The organism is Mumia sp. zg.B17 (assembly GCF_019550915.1).
GTDB lineage: Bacteria > Actinomycetota > Actinomycetes > Propionibacteriales > Nocardioidaceae > Mumia.
The window spans coordinates 77,026-94,696 of the sequence record NZ_JAHWCI010000001.1 but is presented as its reverse complement, the minus strand read 5'-3'; the positions used below and the strand labels follow the sequence as shown (position 1 = coordinate 94,696).

Sequence of the window (17,671 nt, the reverse complement as noted above, 5' to 3'; positions counted from 1 at the left end):
GACGGGGCGGGCTCAGCAGCCGCCGAGGGCCTCACGCACGGTGCGGGTGTAGACCTTGGCGCCTCGCGCGTTGGGATGCACCCGGTCCGAGGCGAGGAGCGAATAACGCCCCGCGACGGCTCCGTGCCAGTCCGCGAGCCTCACGGACCGATGGTCGGCGGCCACACGGCGCACCGCCGAGAGCGCGCTGCGCTGCCACGGGCGCCCGGGCACGTACGGAGCCACCAGGATGACCTGGCGCCCGGCCAGCCGTCGCGTGACCAGGCGGTCGAGGTCGCGGCGGTCGACGAACCCGTTGGTGCCCGTCCCGATCACGACGACCGGCCCCAGGACGCCGCGTGCCGCGGCCCGGCGTACGGCAGCAGCGACGTCGTCGTACTGCCAGCCGACCTTCGCCGTCGCGTCGAGCTTCGGCATCGCCGACACCAGCTGCGGCGCGGCGGCGACGAGGACCGAGTCGCCGAACGCACTGACCCGTACGGACCTGCCCACCGTCCGGCACGTCGCGGCAGGGGCGGAGGGCTTCGTCCGTGAGGGCTTCTCCGCCGCGGGCCGCGGCGCCTCGGCGAGAACCCGCTCTCCCGTCGAGAGGCTGGCCTGCAGCGGGCTCCGGTCCGGCGCGGTGGCGACCGCGCCGGCAGCGACCGCGACGACGACGCCAGCCGTCGCCGTCACGAGCACCCAGCGGCGCCGCGGCCGGCGCCGGTCCTCCGCAAGGCGGTAGGCGGGCGCAGCCCACCGCCGCAGCGTGAACGCGATGCCGTCGCTGCGCATGGGCATCTCGACGAACCGGTACGACACGGCGGCGACGCCCACCGCGACCAGCGCGGCGAGCCCACCCGCCAAGGGCGACCACTCCGGAGGAGCGACCCGGGTGGCGAGCACGATCAGCGGCCAGTGCCAGAGATAGATCCCGTACGACCGGGCGCCGAGCCAACGCAACGGCGCGACAGCCAGCGCACTGGCGAGCGGGGTCCGGTTGACCGCGGACAGCACCAGCGCGGCGCTCGCCACGCTGACGACGAGCAGGCCACCGGTGTAGGGGACCGCGCTCGACCACGACACCGTCCCCGCGTAGGCCAGCAGGATGGCGAGGCCGAACACGCCGCAGGCCGTGATCCCTAGCCGGCTCTCGAACGTCGCCGAGGCCCGGTCGGACCGCAGCAGGTGCGGCGCCCGGCTCAGTGCGAGCGCCGCGCCGACGAGCAGACCGAAGACGTGGGTGTCGGTCCCGACGTAGGCCCGGGTCGGGTCGTCGGGGGTGTAGAGGACGGCCATCCACACCGCCGACGCCACCGCGAGGATCGTCGCCGCACGGACGAACCGGGCCCGCGAGAGGACGAGGATGCCGAGCGCCAGCACGACGGGCCACACGACGTAGAACTGCTCCTCGATCCCGAGCGACCACAGGTGGTTGAGCACGGGAGGCTCTCCCCGCTCCGCGTACGCCTGCCCCTGCGCGACCTGGAACCAGTTCGAGGACCAGGTCAGGCCGCCGAGCACCTGCCACCTCAGACCGGCTGCGGTGTCACGGCCGACCAGCACCGTCAGCGCGGCGACGACCACGATCATCACGGTGGCTGCAGGGACGAGCCGGCGGACGCGCCGGACCCAGAACGACGGCAGGTCGAACCTGCGGGTGCGGTCGGCGTCCTCGAGCAGCACGGCCGTGATGAGGAACCCGCTGAGGACGAAGAACACGTCGACCCCGACGTACCCGCCGGGCATCTGCGAGGGCGCGACGTGATAGGCGACCACGAGGACGACGGCCACCGCCCGGAGACCGTCGAGGCCGGGCGCCGTCGGCCGGCGCGCCGTGGGCCGGCGCGGGAGGTTGCGGCCGCTCGTCCCGGTCCGGCGCCCGGCGGCCTCCGGGCGCCGTAAGCCCTCGCTCGCTCGCTCGAGCGGACGTGACGCTTCCCTACCCCCGAGATGCAGCACCTCGCCTCAGCCCAACCTCACCAGCTGGACGCGGCACGAGGGCGCGGAGCCGGGGTTCACCGGGAGCCGGTCGACGGTGAACGGGGTGTCCACCCCGGTCGAGACCTTGGGGATGACGATCCGCCGCGCCGCCGCCCGGGTCGAACCGGGCGAGGCGACGATCACGGTCAGCCGGTAGTCGGCCGTGCTCGCCGAGTTGACGATGACGCCCTGCGCTGTCCACACCTTCGGGTCGGCGGTCGCCACGCACCGCAGCGACAGGAGGTCCTCGGGGGCTGCCCGCGTCTTGGAAGCGGGCGTCGGAGCCGACGAGGACGCCGTGGCGGACGGGTCCGCAGCGACAGGCTGCGCCCCGCCGCCCGAGCACCCTGGCAGGCAGGCGACCGCTGCCAGGGCAGCGGCGACGAGGAAGGGCTGAGACCGGCGCATAGCGCCATGACACCACGATCGGCGGCCCTCACCAGGGAGGCACGTCCGGGACCGTCCAACCCGGTCCGCACCGGACGTCGCTCAGCGTCGCGTACGGCGGATGAGGAACGGCTGGGCGTCGAAGCGCACAGGAAGATTGCGTACCCGCGGAGCGTCGGAGTCGCGCTCCTCCAGCTCGGTCTCGAGCTCGACGACCCGAGCCTGCAGGGCGAGCACCTGGTTCTCGAGCTCGAGGACGCGCTTGACGCCCTCGAGCCCGAGACCCTCGGCCGTGAGCCGCGCGACCGAGCGGAGGAGCTCGATGTCGCGCAGCGAGTAGCGCCGCCCGCCACCACCGGTCCGGGCGGGCCTCACCAGCCCGAGCCGGTCGTACGCCCGCAGGGTCTGCGGGTGGAGCCCCGAGAGCTCCGCCGCCACGCTGATCACGAAGACCTTGGCCTCCGGGCCGGGCGGGACGAAGTCACCCTGGGAACGGCTCATCAGACACCTCCGGAGAAGAGCTGCGCGCGGGGGTCGTCTCCTTCACGAGCGTTGCGCAACGACTCGACCGCGGTCCGAGCATCGTCGGTCAGGGACGACGGCACCTGAACCTCCACCGTCACCAGCAGGTCGGCCTTGGTGCCGTCCTTGCGAGGAGCGCCCTTGCCACGCGCACGGAACGTGCGGCCGTTCGGGGTCCCCGCCGGCACCTTGATGCGGACCGGCGCTCCGCCGAGCGTCGGGACGGCGATCTCGGCACCCAGCACGGCCTCGTCGAACGCCACCGGCACGGTGATGGTGAGGTTGTCGCCCTTGCGGCCGAACAGACGGTGGGGCTTGACGTGGACCGAGACGTAGAGGTCGCCGGAGGGGCCGCCGTTCTCGCCCTTCGCGCCCTTGCCCTTGAGTCGGATGCGCTGCCCGTCCTTGACCCCCGCGGGGATGCGGACCTGCATCGTGCGTGTCGACGCCGCACGGCCCGACCCGTGGCAGGTCTCGCACGGATCCTCGACCACGAGGCCGCGTCCGCGGCAGACGTCGCACGGCTCGGTCATCGCGAACAGGCCACCCGAGGCGCTGGTCTGCATCCCGCTGCCCTCGCAGCGGGGACAGACCCGGGGCACGGTGCCGGCCTTGGCGCCGGTGCCACGACACGTGGGGCAGGGCTCGTCGCTGGTCGTCCGCAGCGGCACGGTGACGCCGGCGATCGCGTCGTCGAACGACAGCGTCGCCTCGGTCTCGACGTCGGCCCCGCGACGGGCCGGCGCCGACCGGGTGCGGGTGGTCCCACCCCCGCCGAACATCCCGCCCAGCAGGTCCGAGAAGTCGAACCCGCCGGTCGTCGTCGTACCGCCGGGATAGCCGAACCCACCTTCCGAGCCCGCACGACCGAAGCCGCCGACCCCGGAGGAGAACATCGCCCGCTGCTCGTCGTACTCCTTGCGCTTGTCCGCGTTGGAGAGCACGCCGTACGCCTCGGAGATCTCCTTGAACTTCTCCTCGGCAGCCTTGTCACCGGGCTTGGCGTCGGGGTGGTGGTCCCGTGCGAGCTTGCGGTACGCCTTCTTGATGTCGGACGCGCTCGCGTCCTTCGAGACTCCCAGGACCTTGTAGAAGTCCTTCTCGAACCACTCGTTGTTCACGAGACCACCTCCTCACACCTCGTCGTACGGATCACTCGGTCGCCGGCTGCGACGCGTCCTCGTCGGCCTCGGCCACCGGGGTGTCGTCGTGCTCGACCACGGAGACCCGCGCCGGCCGGAGGACCTTGTCACCGATCCGGTAGCCCACCTGCATGATCGCGTCGACGGTCGGCTCCCCCTCGGGAGCGTCGGCGTCGAGACGGTGCATGAGCGCCTCGTGGAGCATCGGGTCGAACACGTCTCCGGGCGCTCCGAACGGCTCCAGCCCATGAGCGCTGGTGGCCTGGACCAACGAGTCGGCGACGGCCTTGAAGCCGCCCTCGAGCTCGCCGTGGTCACGGGCACGCCCGATGTCGTCGAGGACCGGGAGGAACGAGACGAGGACCGCCGCGGTGGCGTTCAGTCTCTGCGCCTCACGGTCACGGTCGACCCGCCGCTTGTAGTTGACGTACTCGGCCTGCAGACGCTGGAGATCGGCCGTGCGCTCGGCGAGCTGACGGGCGAGGTCGTCCTCGCCACCCTCCCGGCTTGCGCCGGCCACCTCCGGCTGCGCGTCCGCGGGCCCGGGGGCCGGAGCAGGGGTCTCCTGCTCCGGCTCCACGGTCTCCTCGAACTCGTTCGTCACTTGTTCTCACCCTCGTCGTCGACGATCTCGGCCTCGACGACGTCGTCGTCCTCGGCCTGGGCCTGGGCCTGGGCCTGACCCTCGCCCGAGCCGGCCGCGTTGGCCTGGGCGGCCGCGGCCTCGTACATCGCCGTGCCCATCTTCTGGCTCGACTCACCCAGCTTGGCGATGGCGGCCTTGATGGCGTCGATGTCGTCGCCGTTGAGCGACTCCTTGAGCGCGTCGACGTCGGCCTGGACCTCGGACTTCACGTCGTCGGAGACCTTGTCGCCGTTCTCGGAGAGGAACGTCGTGGTCGAGTGCACGAGCGTCTCGCCCTGGTTGCGGACCTCGACGGCCTCGCGGGCCTTGCGGTCCTCCTCGGCGTACTTCTCGGCGTCGCGCACCATCCGGTCGATGTCCTCCTTGGAGAGGGCGGACCCGCCGGTGATGGTCATCGACTGCTCCTTGCCGGTGCCACGGTCCTTGGCGGAGACGTTGACGATGCCGTTGGCGTCGATGTCGAAGGTGACCTCGATCTGCGGCACGCCACGCGGAGCCGGCGCGATGCCCGTCAGCTCGAACGTGCCGAGCATCTGGTTGTGCGCCGCGATCTCGCGCTCGCCCTGGTAGACCTGGATCGCGACCGACGGCTGGTTGTCGTCGGCTGTCGTGAAGACCTCCGAGCGCCGGGTCGGGATCGTGGTGTTGCGCTCGATGAGCTTGGTCATCACGCCGCCCTTGGTCTCGATGCCGAGGCTGAGCGGAGTGACGTCCAGGAGCAGCACGTCCTTGACCTCGCCCTTGAGGACACCGGCCTGCAGGCTCGCGCCCACAGCGACGACCTCGTCAGGGTTGACGCCCTTGTTGGGCTCCTTGCCGCCGAGCAGCTCGCGCACCAGGTCGGAGACGGCCGGCATGCGGGTGGAGCCGCCGACGAGGACGACGTGGTCGATGTCAGCGACCTTGATGCTCGCGTCCTTGATGACGTGCTCGAAGGGCGCACGGGTGCGCTGGAGCAGGTCGGCGGTGATCTTCTGGAACTCCGCACGGGTCAGCGTCTCGTCGAGGAACACGGGGTTCTTCTCGGCGTCGACGGTGATGTACGGCAGGTTGATCGACGTCGACTGCGAGCTCGAGAGCTCGATCTTGGCGCGCTCGGCGGCCTCACGGACACGCGGCATCGCCATCTTGTCCTTGGTGAGGTCGAGGCCGGTGCTGGACTTGAACCGGTCGACGATCCAGTCGACGATCTTCTGGTCCCAGTCGTCGCCGCCGAGGTGGTTGTCACCGCTGGTCGCCTTGACCTCGATGACGCCGTCACCGATCTCGAGCAGGGACACGTCGAACGTCCCGCCACCGAGGTCGAAGACGAGGATGGTCTGGTCGTCACCCTTGTCGAGCCCGTACGCCAGCGCGGCGGCAGTCGGCTCGTTGATGATCCGGCTCACCGTGAGGCCGGCGATCTCGCCCGCCTCCTTGGTGGCCTGACGCTGGGCGTCGTTGAAGTACGCCGGGACGGTGATCACCGCGTCGGTGACCGGCTCGCCCAGGTAGGCCTCGGCATCGCGCTTGAGCTTCTGCAGCACGAACGCGGAGATCTGCTGGGGCGTGAAGGACTTGTCGTCGATCTTGACCGACCAGTCGGTGCCCATGTGGCGCTTGACGGACCGGATCGTCCGGTCGACGTTGGTGACGCCCTGGCGCTTGGCGACCTCACCGGTCAGCACCTCGCCGTTCTTGGCGAAGGCGACCACGGACGGGGTCGTGCGTGCACCCTCGGCGTTCGCGATGACGGTGGGTTCTCCACCTTCCAGCACGGCGACGACAGAGTTGGTCGTGCCGAGATCGATTCCGACCGCACGGGCCATGTGTTCCTCCTGAGGGTTCGCGGGGCGGGCTTGTGACCCGCCGACTGCCTGCGTTCAATGAGTTGAGTCTGATCGTATCAACTTATATGAGCGCGACTTCATTCCACCGTAGCGGCCCCGATCCCGGACCGCGCGGACGGGTGAGATGGCACCGACCCTGCGGTGGGCGCTCAGATGACGAGCTCGGGCTGCAGCTGCTTCGGTGTCCAGACCTTCTGCCGTCGCGCGGCCAGCGCGGTCAGGATGATCGCCACGACGAACACGCCGACCAGCACCGAGAGGTCCCGGACGACGATCCACGCCTCGCCCCCGTAGAGGGTCTGCCGAAGCCCGTTGACCGCGTAGGACATCGGCAGGAGCCAGTGCAGCGACCGCAGCGGCTCGGGGATCGTCTCCCACGGGAACGTGCCGCCCGCCGTGACGAGCTGGACGAGCATGAGGACGAGCCCCAGGAACTCGCCCACCTCGCCGAGCCAGGCGTTGAGCGCCTGCAGGATCGCGACGAAGGACATCGATGCGATCACGAGCACAGCGGCCGTCGCGACCTCGTAGACCGGAGCGATGTCGAGCGCGAACCGGACGATCGTGAACATGACCGCGACCTGGACCAGCCCGACGACCGCCGGCGGGGCCCATCCGCCGAGCGCCGTCCGGGTCGCCGGACCGTTCGCCGCGAGGGCACGCGACGACAACGGCCGGACGAGCAGGAAGAGCACGTACGCCCCGATCCATGCTGCGAGCGGCAGGAAGAAGGGGGCGAGGCCGGCCCCGTACGACCCCGCACGCGCGAGGGTGTCCTCCTTGACCGCTACGGGGTCACCGATCGTCTCTGCGGTATCGCGCGCGGTCGTCTTGTCCAGGTCGGGGACCTTGCGCAGCCCGTCCTGCAGCCCGTTCCGGAGCTCGCCGGTCCCGGTCTCGAGCCTCGCGCTGCCCTTGCGCAGCGCGGTGCTCGAGGTGGCGAGCCGCTCAGCACCGTTCGCCACCTTCTCCGTCCCGTCCGCCAGGGTGCCGGCACCACGCGCCAGCGTCTGGGCGCCGCGGTCGACGCGTGCCGATCCCGAGGCGAGCTCCGCTCCTCCCGACGCGGCCCTCCTGACGCCCTGCGTGAGGTCCGGGGCAGCGGCCGCGAGCTTCTCGGTGCCGGCGGCGACCTCGGAGGACCCCCTGCTGAGCGCGTCGAGCCGGTCTGCGGCGCTCTCGATCTGCGCTGCCACCGCGTCGACCGGGACCTCGGCGTCGGCGAACAACGCCATCAGGGCGTCTCTCTCGGCGTCGGTCATCCTCCCCTGCTCGACGAGCGCATCGAGGCCTTCGTCGAGCGAGGCGCGCGAGGCGCGGAACTGGTCGACGACCGTTCCCGCCACCTCGGCCGCGTCGTCACCGACGGCGGCGACCTTCGCGTTCCCGTCGGCGACCTCCTGCGCGCCGTGCGCGAGCTTGCGCGTGTCCGCCGGCAGGCTCCCGGTGCGACGCTTCAGCTCGTCGAGCCCGTTCGAGAGCGTGCTCGCGCCGTTGGCGATGCGACGCGTCCCGCTCGCCAGCTCGTCGGCACCCGACTCGAGCCGGGCGGACCCGTTCGCAGCCTCCTGCGCACCACGCGCGAGCGTCGCCGTCCCGTCGACGAGCTCGACGGTCCCGTTGGTGAGCCGGCTGGAGCCGGCGACGAGCTCCTGCGCACCGTCCACCCCCTTCGTCAGATCGGTGTGCACCACGGAGAGCCCGTCGAGGAAGGTGCCCGCGGCGAAGGTGCCCACCTGTGTCGCGATCGTGTCCCGCACGTCTCCCACGATCGTCTCGGCGACCCGGGTGACGAGGTAGTTGTTGGCGTCGTTGGTGATGAGGGTGAGCCCTGCTCGCTCCGGCTCGAACCGGGCGGACGACGTCAGCTCCTCGGAGAACTGTGGACCGATGATGAGCGCGGCGTCGTAGCGTCCGTTCCGCACACCGGACTCCGCCTCTCCCTCCGACGTCTCGACCCAGCCGAATCCACCGTCGCCGCTCAGGAGGCGGTCGGCGACCTGGTCCCCGTAGTCGACCTTCTCGGTCGTCCCGTTGATCGCGTCGGTCATCGTCGCCCCACGGTCCTGCACCACGAGGGCCGCCGGTACGCGGTGGAGCTCGCCGTACGGGTCCTCGTTGGCGAACAGGTAGAGCCCTGCGTACAACGAAGGGATCACCACCATGGCGAGGATCGCCAGCTTGGGCAGCGTGCCGGCGCTGATGCGCCGGATCTCCGAGACGGCCAGCCGGATCGCGATCATTGATCCTTCTCTCTCTCGCCGAACAGCCAGTCGGAATCGTCGGTCTCGTCGGACGGCGAGCGCTCCGGGTCGACCGGTTCCGGGCGGGTGCGCAGGGCCTCGACCGGTGTCGCCAGACGTGCGCTGTCGCCGCGGGCGGCAGGGAGGTTGGCGCCGAGGTCCCGCGCTGACGACCGTCCGCACTGAACGAGGACCCCGTACCCGGAGGATGCGTAGGACTGCGCGATCTCCCACCAGTCCACCGGCTCACCGCCGTGACGGTCCGGGAGCGAGAGCACGAGGAACCGGACATCCTCGTGCTCGGCCGCCAGCGCGCTGAGAAGGGCCGTACGCACGGCTCCTAAGATCGCGTCCATCCGGACCGACCGGAGCTGCTCCCAGCCGTGAGCACGGAGCCACTTCGTGGGTTCGCCGGGCATCGAGCCACGACAGGCGAGGGCAAGACCTTCGGCGGCGACGGTCCCGACGGGCACCGCGTCGTCGGGCTCGGAGACAGCAGGCAGGTCCACGACGGCCGCGAGCTTCCGCAGCTCCGCCTTGTCGTTGGTCGTCGTCCCGTCGTCGCGGACGAGCGTCGCCTTGCCCTCGAACGGCGCCAGCCGCCCCGCGGCTACCAGAGCCATCGCCGTGTTCCCCTGGCCCGGCTCCCCTGCCATCAGGACGCACTCACCGGTGTCCACCGAGAAGTGGTCGATGTCGAGCAGCAGGCCACGCCGCCCGTGCACCTTGACGTCGTCGAGTACGACACGCACGTCCGCACCTACCCCTCGTCAGCGCTCACGGCTGGACACCGGACAGACAACCAACCTGGGTGTCGTCGTTTCTCGATGGTTCGCCGCGGCCCGAACCGCCGCAAGCCGAACAGAGCTGCCAGGACACGTCCGGCGCGCGGGTATCGACCGTCCGGCCTACTGTCGGCAGGAGGCGACTCTCACCATGCGACGGGGGCTTCTGTCATGGCGTCGAACTCCCGACCGACGAAGATCCGCGGTGGCTCGGTCGCGCTCGTCTTCGTGGGTGCGATGGTCGGGGTCGCGGCTCGCGAGGGCCTCAAGCTCGCCATCCCGAACAGAGACGGGATCCCCATCGTCGTCCCCGTCGTGAACATCCTCAGCGCGTTCGTGTTCGGCTACCTGTTCGAGGCGCTCGCCCGCAAGGCGCCTGGCACCGAAAACACCTCGCCGTGGATGCAGCTCATCGGGGTCGGGTTCTGCGGCGGGCTGTCGACGTACAGCTACCTCGCTACCGAGACGGCCGTGCTCCTGTACGACTCACGGGTCGGCATCGGCGTGTCGTACGCCATAGGGACGATCATCCTCGGTGCCGTCGCGACGTTCGCGGGGTTCATGCTCGCGTCGCGGCTGCGCGCGCGGAGCACCGGCGACACCGAGGTCGAGACATGACCTTTCCGCTCTTCCTCCTGATGATCGTGGCCGGCGGCGTCGGCGCGTGCGTGCGCTTCGTCCTCGACGAGACGATCAGGTCGAGGAACCCGGAGCCACCCTTCCCGATCTCTACCGCACTCATCAACCTGAGCGGCTGCTTCGTGCTTGGACTTGTCACCGGCCTCGTCGTCAGCAGGCTCGCCTCGGCAGACGTACGCGCCGTGGTCGGGTCGGGGTTCGTCGGCGGATACACGACGTTCAGCATGGCAAGCTTCGAGACCGTTCAGCTGATCCGCGAGATGCGCTATGGTGCGGCTGCCGCCTACGCCTTCGGCATCCTCGGGGGAGGCGTCGCGCTCTCGCTCCTCGGATTCGTCTGGGGCAAGACCCTGTAGCCGCGGCTAGCTCCGCGAAGATCTCGAGGGTGCGCGTGTGACGGACAATCGGAGGGACAGTCGCCGCACCGGCCACCCCGGACGAGATCGGAACCCATCACGGTGAGCACGACGAGACGGGGACGCGCGCCCCTTCGCGCAGCATCGATCGGGCTCGTCGTCTTCGGAGGAACCCTCGGCGCGGCAGCGCGCGAGGGACTCGTGCTCGCCGGTCGGCACACGGACGGGGCCCTGTTCGTGGTGCCGCTGGCGAACGTGATCGGCGCGTTCATCCTCGGCTACCTGTTCGAAGCCCTGACCCGCACCGCTCCTGCGCCGGAGCGGACGAGGCGCTCGATGCTGCTCGTCGGTACGGGGTTCTGCGGTGGGCTCACGACCTACAGCGCGCTCGCGACGGGCACAGCGGCGCTGTTCGACGACTCCAGGATCGGCATCGGTCTCGCGTACGCGTTAGGCACCGTCGTGGTCGGCGCCGGCGCGACGCTGCTGGGCATCGTGCTCGCGTCCGGGCTCCATGACCGGAGGGCTGCGGACAGGCACGAGGCTGGAGGGGCGGATTCGTGACGTTCCTCCAGTTCCTGATGCTCGTCGTGGCCGGCGGCGCAGGGGCCGGCGTGCGCTACGTGGTCACGTGGACGGTCGCAGCCAGGACGTCGCGCTCGGGCTTCCCCTGGGCAACCATGATCGTCAACCTGACCGGGTCTCTCCTGCTGGGCTGCCTCCTCGGCCTGGCGTCCGGCGACCGGGCCCCGTCCGACATCGCGGTGACGGTCGGGGCAGGCTTCCTGGGCGGCTACACGACATTCAGCGCGGCCAGCCTCGAGACCGTCACGCTGGTCCGGGAGAAGCGTTACGTCCTCGCCGCCACGTACGGGCTGGGCGTGCTCGTCGCGGCGGTTGCGCTCGCGCTGCTCGGGTGCGCATGGAGCAGAAGCCTCTGACTCCTACGGCGGTCGCCGGACACGGTCCTGTGGCGTGAGGCGGCTACTCCGCGAAGATCGCCAACGTGCGCGCGACGCACACGGGCTTGTCGATGCCCTCGGCCTCGATCGTGAACTCGACGCTCACGCGCTGGCCCAGGGCGACCGGCACGACCTCGACGAGCCTCGCGCGACCGCGCACCTTGGACCCGACGGGCAGCGGCGCGGGGAAGCGGACCTTGTCCGACCCGTAGTTGACGCCCATCTTCACGCTCTCGACCTTGTAGGTCTCCGCGGCCAGCATCGGGATCAGCGAGACCGTGAGGTAGCCGTGCGCGATCGTACGACCGAAGGGCCCCGCGGCTGCCTTCTCGGGGTCGACGTGGATCCACTGGTGGTCACCGGTCGCCTCCGCGAACAGGTTGACCTGCTCCTGGGTGATCTCGTGCCACTCGCTGACGCCGAGCTCCTCCCCCACACACGAGGTGAGCTCGGCCAGGTTCTTGAAGACGCGCATCCGATTCCTCCGCACTAAGCGCTCGCTTACTGCCCCGATCCTAGAGGGGAGGAGCTCAGCGGACGAGCCAGGGTACGGCGGCGAGCGCGACGCCGAGAGCCAGCAGCGCGCTGTCGGCGCGGGACCACGGCGCCGGCTCCGCCCAGGTGCGCCGCTGCGCCGAGGCGAAGCCGCGTGCGTCCATCGCCACCGACATCCGGGTCGCGTCGCGCAGCGCGGACACGAGGAGCGCGAACGCGAGCGAGACCGCGTGCCTCACCCGTGATAACGGGCTGCGCGTCGGCCCGAACCCACGCGCTCGTCGCGTCCGGTCGAGCTGGCCCCACGTCTCGCGCAGCGCACCGAAGCGTTGCATCGCCGCGGCGAACGCCACCACCGGCCGCGCCGGCAGCCGCAACCGCTGGCCGAGCTGGTCGGCCAGCTTCGACGGGTCGACGTACGCCGCGAGCACCGCCCCGGGCAGCGCGAGCACGACGATGCGCAGGCCCGCGGTCAGGGCGACCTCGAGATCACGCCCACCAAGCCACCACGTCGACCACACGAGCGACACCGAGGCGACGGCGATCGCCCCGAAGCGGGCGAGCGCGAACCTCGGCGACGGGAGCAGGACGACACCGGCGACCGCGTACGCGCCGAGAGCGAGGCACGCGGTCTGCAGGTCGCGCACCGCCAGCGAGGCGACGATCGCCAGCGTGCCGATCGCGAGCAGCACCAACGGGTTGGCATCTCGGACGAAGCGTCTCATCGAGCGTCGTCCACCGGTGCGGGCGCGGGCGCAGGCCCGGGCGCGACGTTACGACCGCCCTCGAGCGGCACGACACGGTCGGCCCGCGCTGCGAGATCGGCGTCGTGGCTGGCCGCGCCGATCACCGCGTCGGCACCCGCAGCGGCACGCATCCACCCCGTGACGGCAGCCCACGTACCCCGGTCCTGACCGACGGTGGGCTCGTCCAGCAGGAGGACGGGCGGACGGTGAGCCAGGGCAGCACCGAGGGCCAGCCGTCGCTGCTCCCCGCCGGAGAGCCGGTACGGGTTCGCGTCGGCGAGGTGGTCCAGCCGGAGATGGACGAGAACGGCGTCGACGTCGACCGGGACGCCGATCCGCCGGGAGGTCGCCGCGATCTCGTCGCGGACGCGGGTCGTGAGAAAGCCGTGCTCCGGGTTCTGCGGGACCCACCCGATCAGCGCGGCGAGATCGCGCGAACCGATCCGGTGCGGCGGTCGACCCAGCCCTCGCACCTCGCCGGCACCCGGACGTCGCAGACCCCCGACGACCTCGAGCAACGTGGACTTGCCCGCCCCGCTCGGCCCGCTGAGAACGGTGACGGCGCGCGACTCCAGGGCGGCGTCGACGTCGCGCAGCGCCGCGGTGACAGTGGCGCCCCGGATGTCGGTGCGACGCAGGTCGACGCCCAGCGCGAGCGCATCGAGGCGCGGCACCGCGCGGTCGGTCTCGACCAGCACGACCGGCGGCTCGACCGGCTCCGGCGCGGCGACCCCCGGCATCCACACCCCGACGCCGGCGAGGTCGTCGCGCAGTGTGGCGACGAAGCTCACCGGGTCGATGTCGGCGACCACGGATCCGTCGTGGCCCAGGACGACCACACGGTCGACGTGAGGGAGCCACGGGGCGATGCGGTGCTCGACCACGACGAGGGTCGCCCCTGTCTCGGCGACGACCTCCGCGACGCAGCGGCGTACGGCGTCGGCGTTGACGTCGTCGAGCATCGACGTCGGCTCGTCGAGGAGCAGGAGGTCCGCCTGCGACGCCAGCACCCCGGCCAGCGCGGAGCGCTGAAGCTCTCCTCCGGACAGCGCGGACGTCGGGTGCTGCATGCCGTACGGCAGGCGTACGGCTCGCAGCGCGTCGCGCACCCGCGGCCAGATCGCAGCCGGGGCGACGCGGGCGTTCTCGAGCCCGAAGGCCACGTCGCGGCCGAGCCGCTCGGCGACCACCGCGTCGCCGGGGTTCTGCAGCAGCATGCCGACGCGGCCGATGGTGGTGACCTCGCCGAGGGCGTCGCCGTCGCCGGTGGTCTCGAGCACCCCTGCGGCGGCCCGGAGCACCGTCGACTTCCCGGCACCCGACGGCCCCGCCAGCAGCACCCGCTCACCCGGGTCGACGCGCAGGTCGAGGCCGGCGACGACCGGCGTGCGCCGGCCCAGCGGACGCCAGCCGAAGCCGCGGAACGCGACCGATCCGGTCACGCTCGCGGGGAAGGGCTCGTGGACGACGCCGCGGCTCGGTCGTGGTGCTCGCGACCGGCCCCGAAGGCGTCGAGAGCACCCGTCTTCGCCAGGGCCCGGACGAGCAGCCACCCTCCGACGCCCGCGACGAGCGCCCCCGACACCGCGAGGAACACGAGATAGACGAGCTGGTAGCCGAAGGCCCAGTCGGCGTAGTACGCGTACCACTCGTACACCGCCTCGAACGCCCCGGCGAGCGCGCCTCCTGCGGCGGCGACGACGACACCCCACCGGCGGTACAGGAAGAGGGCGAACACCAGCTCGACCCCCAGGCCCTGGATCAGGCCCGAGACGAGGACGGACATGCCCCACTGGTTGCCCAGCAGGCCGGAGACGACGGCTGCGACCACCTCGGTACCGACCGCGGCGCCGGGTCTGCGGACGACGAGCCCGCCGATGACACCGCCGATCAGCCAGACGCCGGAGATCAGGCCGGAGCTCGGGGGGTAGGCGAACAGCGCCGTGCCGCTGACGACGGCGAACAGCTGGTTCCATCCCCAGAACACCACGCCGATCGCCACGCCGAGCATCGCCACCGTGACGAGGTCGATCGTGCGGTAGCGGGTCGAGGACGTGCGAGGACGAATGGCATCAGCCACGGTGACTCCCTTCGCCGGTGCTAACCGGTGCAGGTTCGGAGGGTCTGCGGGCTTTCCGCACTCTCAGCGCACCGTGCCCCTCGGGCACCTGCGCTCCCCTGTCGTGAGGTCGACTCTAGCCGCACCCGCGGCGTCGTGACGAGCGCCCGCTAGGGCGCGGTCCGCAGCGAGGACGCCAGATCGGTCAGCGCGGAGTCGACGACGCGGTAGTAGGCCCATCGGCCTCGCTGCTCGCGGGTGACGAGGCCGGCGGAGACGAGCTGTTTCATGTGGTGCGAGACGGTCGGCTGACTCAGCCCGACCGGCTCGGTGAGGTCGCAGATGCAGGCCTCGCCTCCTTCGGACGCGGCGATCAGCGACATCAGCCGCACCCTGGTCGGATCACCCAAGGCTTTGAACATCCGGGCGAGCACCGCGGCCTGGTCGTCGTCGAGGACGCCCCCGGTCAGCGGCGAGCAGCATGCTCCGGCGGAGGTCTCGAGGACGGGAAGCGTCATGTCCATCACCCCATCGTGCCACACGTATTGACATCCGTCGATCAATCGGTAGTGTTCGATGCATCGAACTTCCTCGATCTCAGGAGACATCATGACCCTCACGAACGACGAGCTCGTCGAGCAGGTCCGCGAGCGCTACGCCACCGCCGCCGTCCAGGCCCGATCCGGCACCACGAACGACCTGGTTCTCGCGACGACCGAGTCGTGCTGCGCACCGGCCGCCGACGCCGCGGACTCGTGCTGCGGCGGCTCCACCGCGGAGGTCGATCCCTCGTTCGGTGCCGGCCTGTACTCGAGCGCCGAGGCGGCCGAGCTCCCGGCCGAGGCGCTCGCCGCGTCGCTCGGCTGCGGCAACCCGCTCGCCGTCGCTGCCTTGAGCCCCGGCGAGAAGGTGCTCGACCTGGGCTCCGGCGGTGGGATCGACGTCCTGCTGTCCGCCCGGCGCGTCGGTCCCGACGGCTTCGCGTACGGCGTGGACATGACCGACGAGATGCTCGACCTGGCCCGGGCCAACGCCACGAAGGCCGAGGCCACGAACGTGGAGTTCCTCAAGGGGTCGATCGAGGACGTGCCGCTGCCCGACGCGGCCGTCGACGTGGTCATCTCCAACTGCGTGATCAACCTGTCGGTCGACAAGCCCCAGGTCCTCGCCGAGATGTTCCGCGTCCTGGTTCCGGGCGGGCGCATCGGCATCTCCGACGTCGTCGCCGAGGACCACCTCACGCCGGCCGACCGTGCCGAGCGCGGGTCGTACGTCGCCTGCATCGCCGGCGCGCTGTCGCGCAGCGAGTACCTCGACGGGCTCGCCGCGGCGGGCTTCGCCGACGCGACGGTCGAGCTGACCCATGAGGCGGCCCCGGGCATGCACGGTGCGATCATCCGTGCCACCAAGCCGACTGCATGACGGTCTCCGACGCCGGCACCCGCCCCGCTCTCGCCGGGCGGCTGTCGGCGACCGACCGGCTGCTGCCGGTGTGGATCGTCGCCGCGATGGCGGTCGGGCTGCTGGTCGGGCGCCTGGTCCCCGGACTCGACGACGCGCTGGGCGGCTGGGAGATCGGGGAGGTCTCCGCGCCGATCGCGCTGGGCCTGCTCGTGATGATGTACCCCGTCCTGGCGAAGGTCCGCTACGACCGGACACGCGCGATCCTCGGCGACCGCCGTCTGATCGCGGTGTCGCTGACGCTGAACTGGATCGTGGGTCCGGCGCTCATGTTCGCGCTCGCCTGGCTGCTGCTTCCCGACCTCCCCGAGTACCGCACCGGGTTGATCATCGTCGGCCTGGCCCGGTGCATCGCGATGGTCCTCATCTGGAACGACCTCGCCTGCGGTGACCGGGAGGCCGCCGTCGTCCTGGTGGCGATCAACAGCGTGTTCCAGCTCGTCGCGTTCGCCGCGCTCGGCTGGTTCTACCTCCAGATCCTCCCCGCGTGGCTCGGCCTGCCGACGACCAGCGCCGAGCTGAGCGTGGGAGCGATCGCGATCAGCGTGCTGGTGTTCCTCGGGATCCCGCTCGCCGCCGGCGCCGCCAGCCGGCTCCTGGGCGAGCGCCTCAAGGGCCGCACCTGGTACGAGACCCGCTTCCTCCCCACGGTGAGCCCGCTCGCGCTGTGGGGGCTGCTGTTCACGATCGTGGTGCTGTTCGCCCTCCAGGGCGACGCCATCACCCGCCGACCTCTGGACGTCGGACGCATCGCCGTGCCGCTGCTCCTCTACTTCGTCGCGATGTTCGCCCTCGCCTGGATCGGCTCGCGCGCCGCCGGGCTCGACGACGCACGGACGACGACGGTCGCGTTCACGGCTGCCGGCAACAACTTCGAGCTCGCGATCGCCGTGGCGATCAGCACCTTCGGCGCCACCTCGGGTGAAGCCCTCGCCGGCGTCGTCGGCCCTCTCATCGAGGTGCCCGCGCTCCTGGCGCTCGTCTACGCCGCCCGCGCCCTCCGGCCACCCCCACCTCAGGAGATCCCCCGATGAGCGTTCGCACCGTGCTTTTCGTCTGTGTCCACAACGCAGGCCGTTCTCAGATGGCAGCCGGCTTCGTCCGGCACCTCGCCGGCGAGTCCGTCACCGTGCTGTCTGCCGGCTCCGAGCCTGCTGACCGGCTCAACCCTGTCGCCGTGGCAGCCATGGCCGAGCTCGGCATCGACATCGCCCAGAACCAGCCGCGGCTCCTCGAGACGACCGACGTCCGGCGCGCCGACGTCGTCGTCACCATGGGGTGCGGCGACACGTGCCCCGTCTATCCCGGCACCCGGTACGAGGACTGGGTGCTCGACGACCCCGCGGGACGCACCCTCGAGGAGGTCCGCCCGATCCGGGACGAGATCCGTGCCCGGGTCCGACGACTCGTCGAGAGCCTCGAGCCGGTCGACTGAGC

At 71.2% G+C, this 17,671-nt stretch carries 20 protein-coding genes and 1 riboswitch; of the genes, 7 read left to right on the top strand and 13 right to left on the bottom strand.

From position 1 onward, the window contains the following. Positions 1-12: 12 nt before the first annotated feature. The 8 genes from KV097_RS00500 to KV097_RS00465 form a co-directional block, all read right to left on the bottom strand. Positions 13-1,941, bottom strand: a complete 1,929-nt coding sequence (locus KV097_RS00500) for an acyltransferase family protein (RefSeq protein WP_308289283.1) — start codon at positions 1,939-1,941, stop codon at positions 13-15. Between the two features lie 6 nt (positions 1,942-1,947). Next, a complete protein-coding gene (locus KV097_RS00495; RefSeq protein ID WP_220342318.1) occupies positions 1,948-2,370 on the bottom strand; it encodes a hypothetical protein in 423 nt (140 codons plus the stop codon). An 81-nt stretch (positions 2,371-2,451) separates the two neighbouring features. Beyond that, complete coding sequence (locus KV097_RS00490; protein ID WP_220342319.1) at positions 2,452-2,850, bottom strand: heat shock protein transcriptional repressor HspR; 399 nt, start codon at positions 2,848-2,850, stop codon at positions 2,452-2,454. Continuing rightward, the gene (gene dnaJ, locus KV097_RS00485; RefSeq protein ID WP_220342320.1) at positions 2,850-3,992 is read right to left on the bottom strand and encodes a molecular chaperone DnaJ; all 1,143 of its coding nucleotides are present in this window, start codon (positions 3,990-3,992) and stop codon (positions 2,850-2,852) included. The genes KV097_RS00490 and dnaJ overlap by 1 nt, the downstream gene beginning before the upstream one ends. Before the next feature lie 31 nt (positions 3,993-4,023). After that, positions 4,024-4,617: a nucleotide exchange factor GrpE gene (gene grpE / locus KV097_RS00480; protein ID WP_220342321.1), complete on the bottom strand. Its 594-nt coding sequence runs from the start codon at positions 4,615-4,617 to the stop codon at positions 4,024-4,026. Further along, the gene (gene dnaK, locus KV097_RS00475; protein WP_220345491.1) at positions 4,614-6,467 is read right to left on the bottom strand and encodes a molecular chaperone DnaK; all 1,854 of its coding nucleotides are present in this window, start codon (positions 6,465-6,467) and stop codon (positions 4,614-4,616) included. Before dnaK ends, grpE begins: the two co-directional genes overlap by 4 nt. A 170-nt stretch (positions 6,468-6,637) precedes the next feature. Then, positions 6,638-8,731: a YhgE/Pip domain-containing protein gene (locus tag KV097_RS00470; protein ID WP_220364787.1), complete on the bottom strand. Its 2,094-nt coding sequence runs from the start codon at positions 8,729-8,731 to the stop codon at positions 6,638-6,640. Next, positions 8,728-9,483: a hypothetical protein gene (locus KV097_RS00465; RefSeq protein WP_220345493.1), complete on the bottom strand. Its 756-nt coding sequence runs from the start codon at positions 9,481-9,483 to the stop codon at positions 8,728-8,730. Before KV097_RS00465 ends, KV097_RS00470 begins: the two co-directional genes overlap by 4 nt. Before the next feature lie 204 nt (positions 9,484-9,687). Here KV097_RS00465 and KV097_RS00460 point away from each other — a divergent pair, with 204 nt between their 5' ends. From KV097_RS00460 to KV097_RS00445, 4 genes are all read left to right on the top strand, one after another. Beyond that, entirely contained in the window at positions 9,688-10,134 is a 447-nt protein-coding gene (locus tag KV097_RS00460) for a CrcB family protein (protein ID WP_220364786.1), read from the top strand. Then, complete coding sequence (crcB, locus tag KV097_RS00455) at positions 10,131-10,511, top strand: fluoride efflux transporter CrcB (protein WP_220345495.1); 381 nt, start codon at positions 10,131-10,133, stop codon at positions 10,509-10,511. The genes KV097_RS00460 and crcB overlap by 4 nt, the downstream gene beginning before the upstream one ends. A gap of 102 nt (positions 10,512-10,613) precedes the next feature. Beyond that, on the top strand, positions 10,614-11,075 hold the full coding sequence (locus tag KV097_RS00450; protein ID WP_220364785.1) for a CrcB family protein: 462 nt from the start codon (positions 10,614-10,616) through the stop codon (positions 11,073-11,075). Continuing rightward, positions 11,072-11,452: a CrcB family protein gene (locus tag KV097_RS00445; protein ID WP_220345497.1), complete on the top strand. Its 381-nt coding sequence runs from the start codon at positions 11,072-11,074 to the stop codon at positions 11,450-11,452. The genes KV097_RS00450 and KV097_RS00445 overlap by 4 nt, the downstream gene beginning before the upstream one ends. A gap of 43 nt (positions 11,453-11,495) precedes the next feature. Here KV097_RS00445 and KV097_RS00440 read toward each other — a convergent pair whose 3' ends face one another. From KV097_RS00440 to KV097_RS00420, 5 genes are all read right to left on the bottom strand, one after another. Then, complete coding sequence (locus KV097_RS00440) at positions 11,496-11,948, bottom strand: MaoC family dehydratase (RefSeq protein ID WP_220345498.1); 453 nt, start codon at positions 11,946-11,948, stop codon at positions 11,496-11,498. A gap of 55 nt (positions 11,949-12,003) precedes the next feature. Beyond that, a complete protein-coding gene (locus KV097_RS00435; protein WP_220364784.1) occupies positions 12,004-12,693 on the bottom strand; it encodes an energy-coupling factor transporter transmembrane protein EcfT in 690 nt (229 codons plus the stop codon). Continuing rightward, positions 12,690-14,156, bottom strand: a complete 1,467-nt coding sequence (locus KV097_RS19500; RefSeq protein ID WP_220364783.1) for an ABC transporter ATP-binding protein — start codon at positions 14,154-14,156, stop codon at positions 12,690-12,692. The genes KV097_RS00435 and KV097_RS19500 overlap by 4 nt, the downstream gene beginning before the upstream one ends. Next, positions 14,153-14,794 (bottom strand): ECF transporter S component, encoded by a 642-nt coding sequence (locus KV097_RS00425; protein ID WP_308289282.1) that lies wholly within the window; start codon positions 14,792-14,794, stop codon positions 14,153-14,155. Before KV097_RS00425 ends, KV097_RS19500 begins: the two co-directional genes overlap by 4 nt. After that, a riboswitch (TPP riboswitch) is annotated at positions 14,784-14,904 on the bottom strand. It overlaps the preceding gene by 11 nt. A 39-nt stretch (positions 14,905-14,943) precedes the next feature. Then, positions 14,944-15,297: a metalloregulator ArsR/SmtB family transcription factor gene (locus KV097_RS00420; RefSeq protein ID WP_220342332.1), complete on the bottom strand. Its 354-nt coding sequence runs from the start codon at positions 15,295-15,297 to the stop codon at positions 14,944-14,946. Between the two features lie 85 nt (positions 15,298-15,382). Between KV097_RS00420 and arsM the strand changes: the two genes are divergently transcribed. The 3 genes from arsM to KV097_RS00405 are packed head-to-tail and all read left to right on the top strand — an operon-like array spanning position 15,383 to position 17,669. Next, positions 15,383-16,195, top strand: coding sequence for an arsenite methyltransferase (gene arsM / locus KV097_RS00415; RefSeq protein WP_220364782.1), 813 nt, complete (start codon positions 15,383-15,385; stop codon positions 16,193-16,195). Then, positions 16,192-17,268 (top strand): ACR3 family arsenite efflux transporter, encoded by a 1,077-nt coding sequence (arsB, locus tag KV097_RS00410; RefSeq protein ID WP_220342334.1) that lies wholly within the window; start codon positions 16,192-16,194, stop codon positions 17,266-17,268. The genes arsM and arsB overlap by 4 nt, the downstream gene beginning before the upstream one ends. Then, positions 17,265-17,669, top strand: coding sequence for an arsenate reductase ArsC (locus tag KV097_RS00405; RefSeq protein ID WP_220364781.1), 405 nt, complete (start codon positions 17,265-17,267; stop codon positions 17,667-17,669). Before arsB ends, KV097_RS00405 begins: the two co-directional genes overlap by 4 nt. The last annotated feature ends 2 nt before the right edge of the window (positions 17,670-17,671 follow it).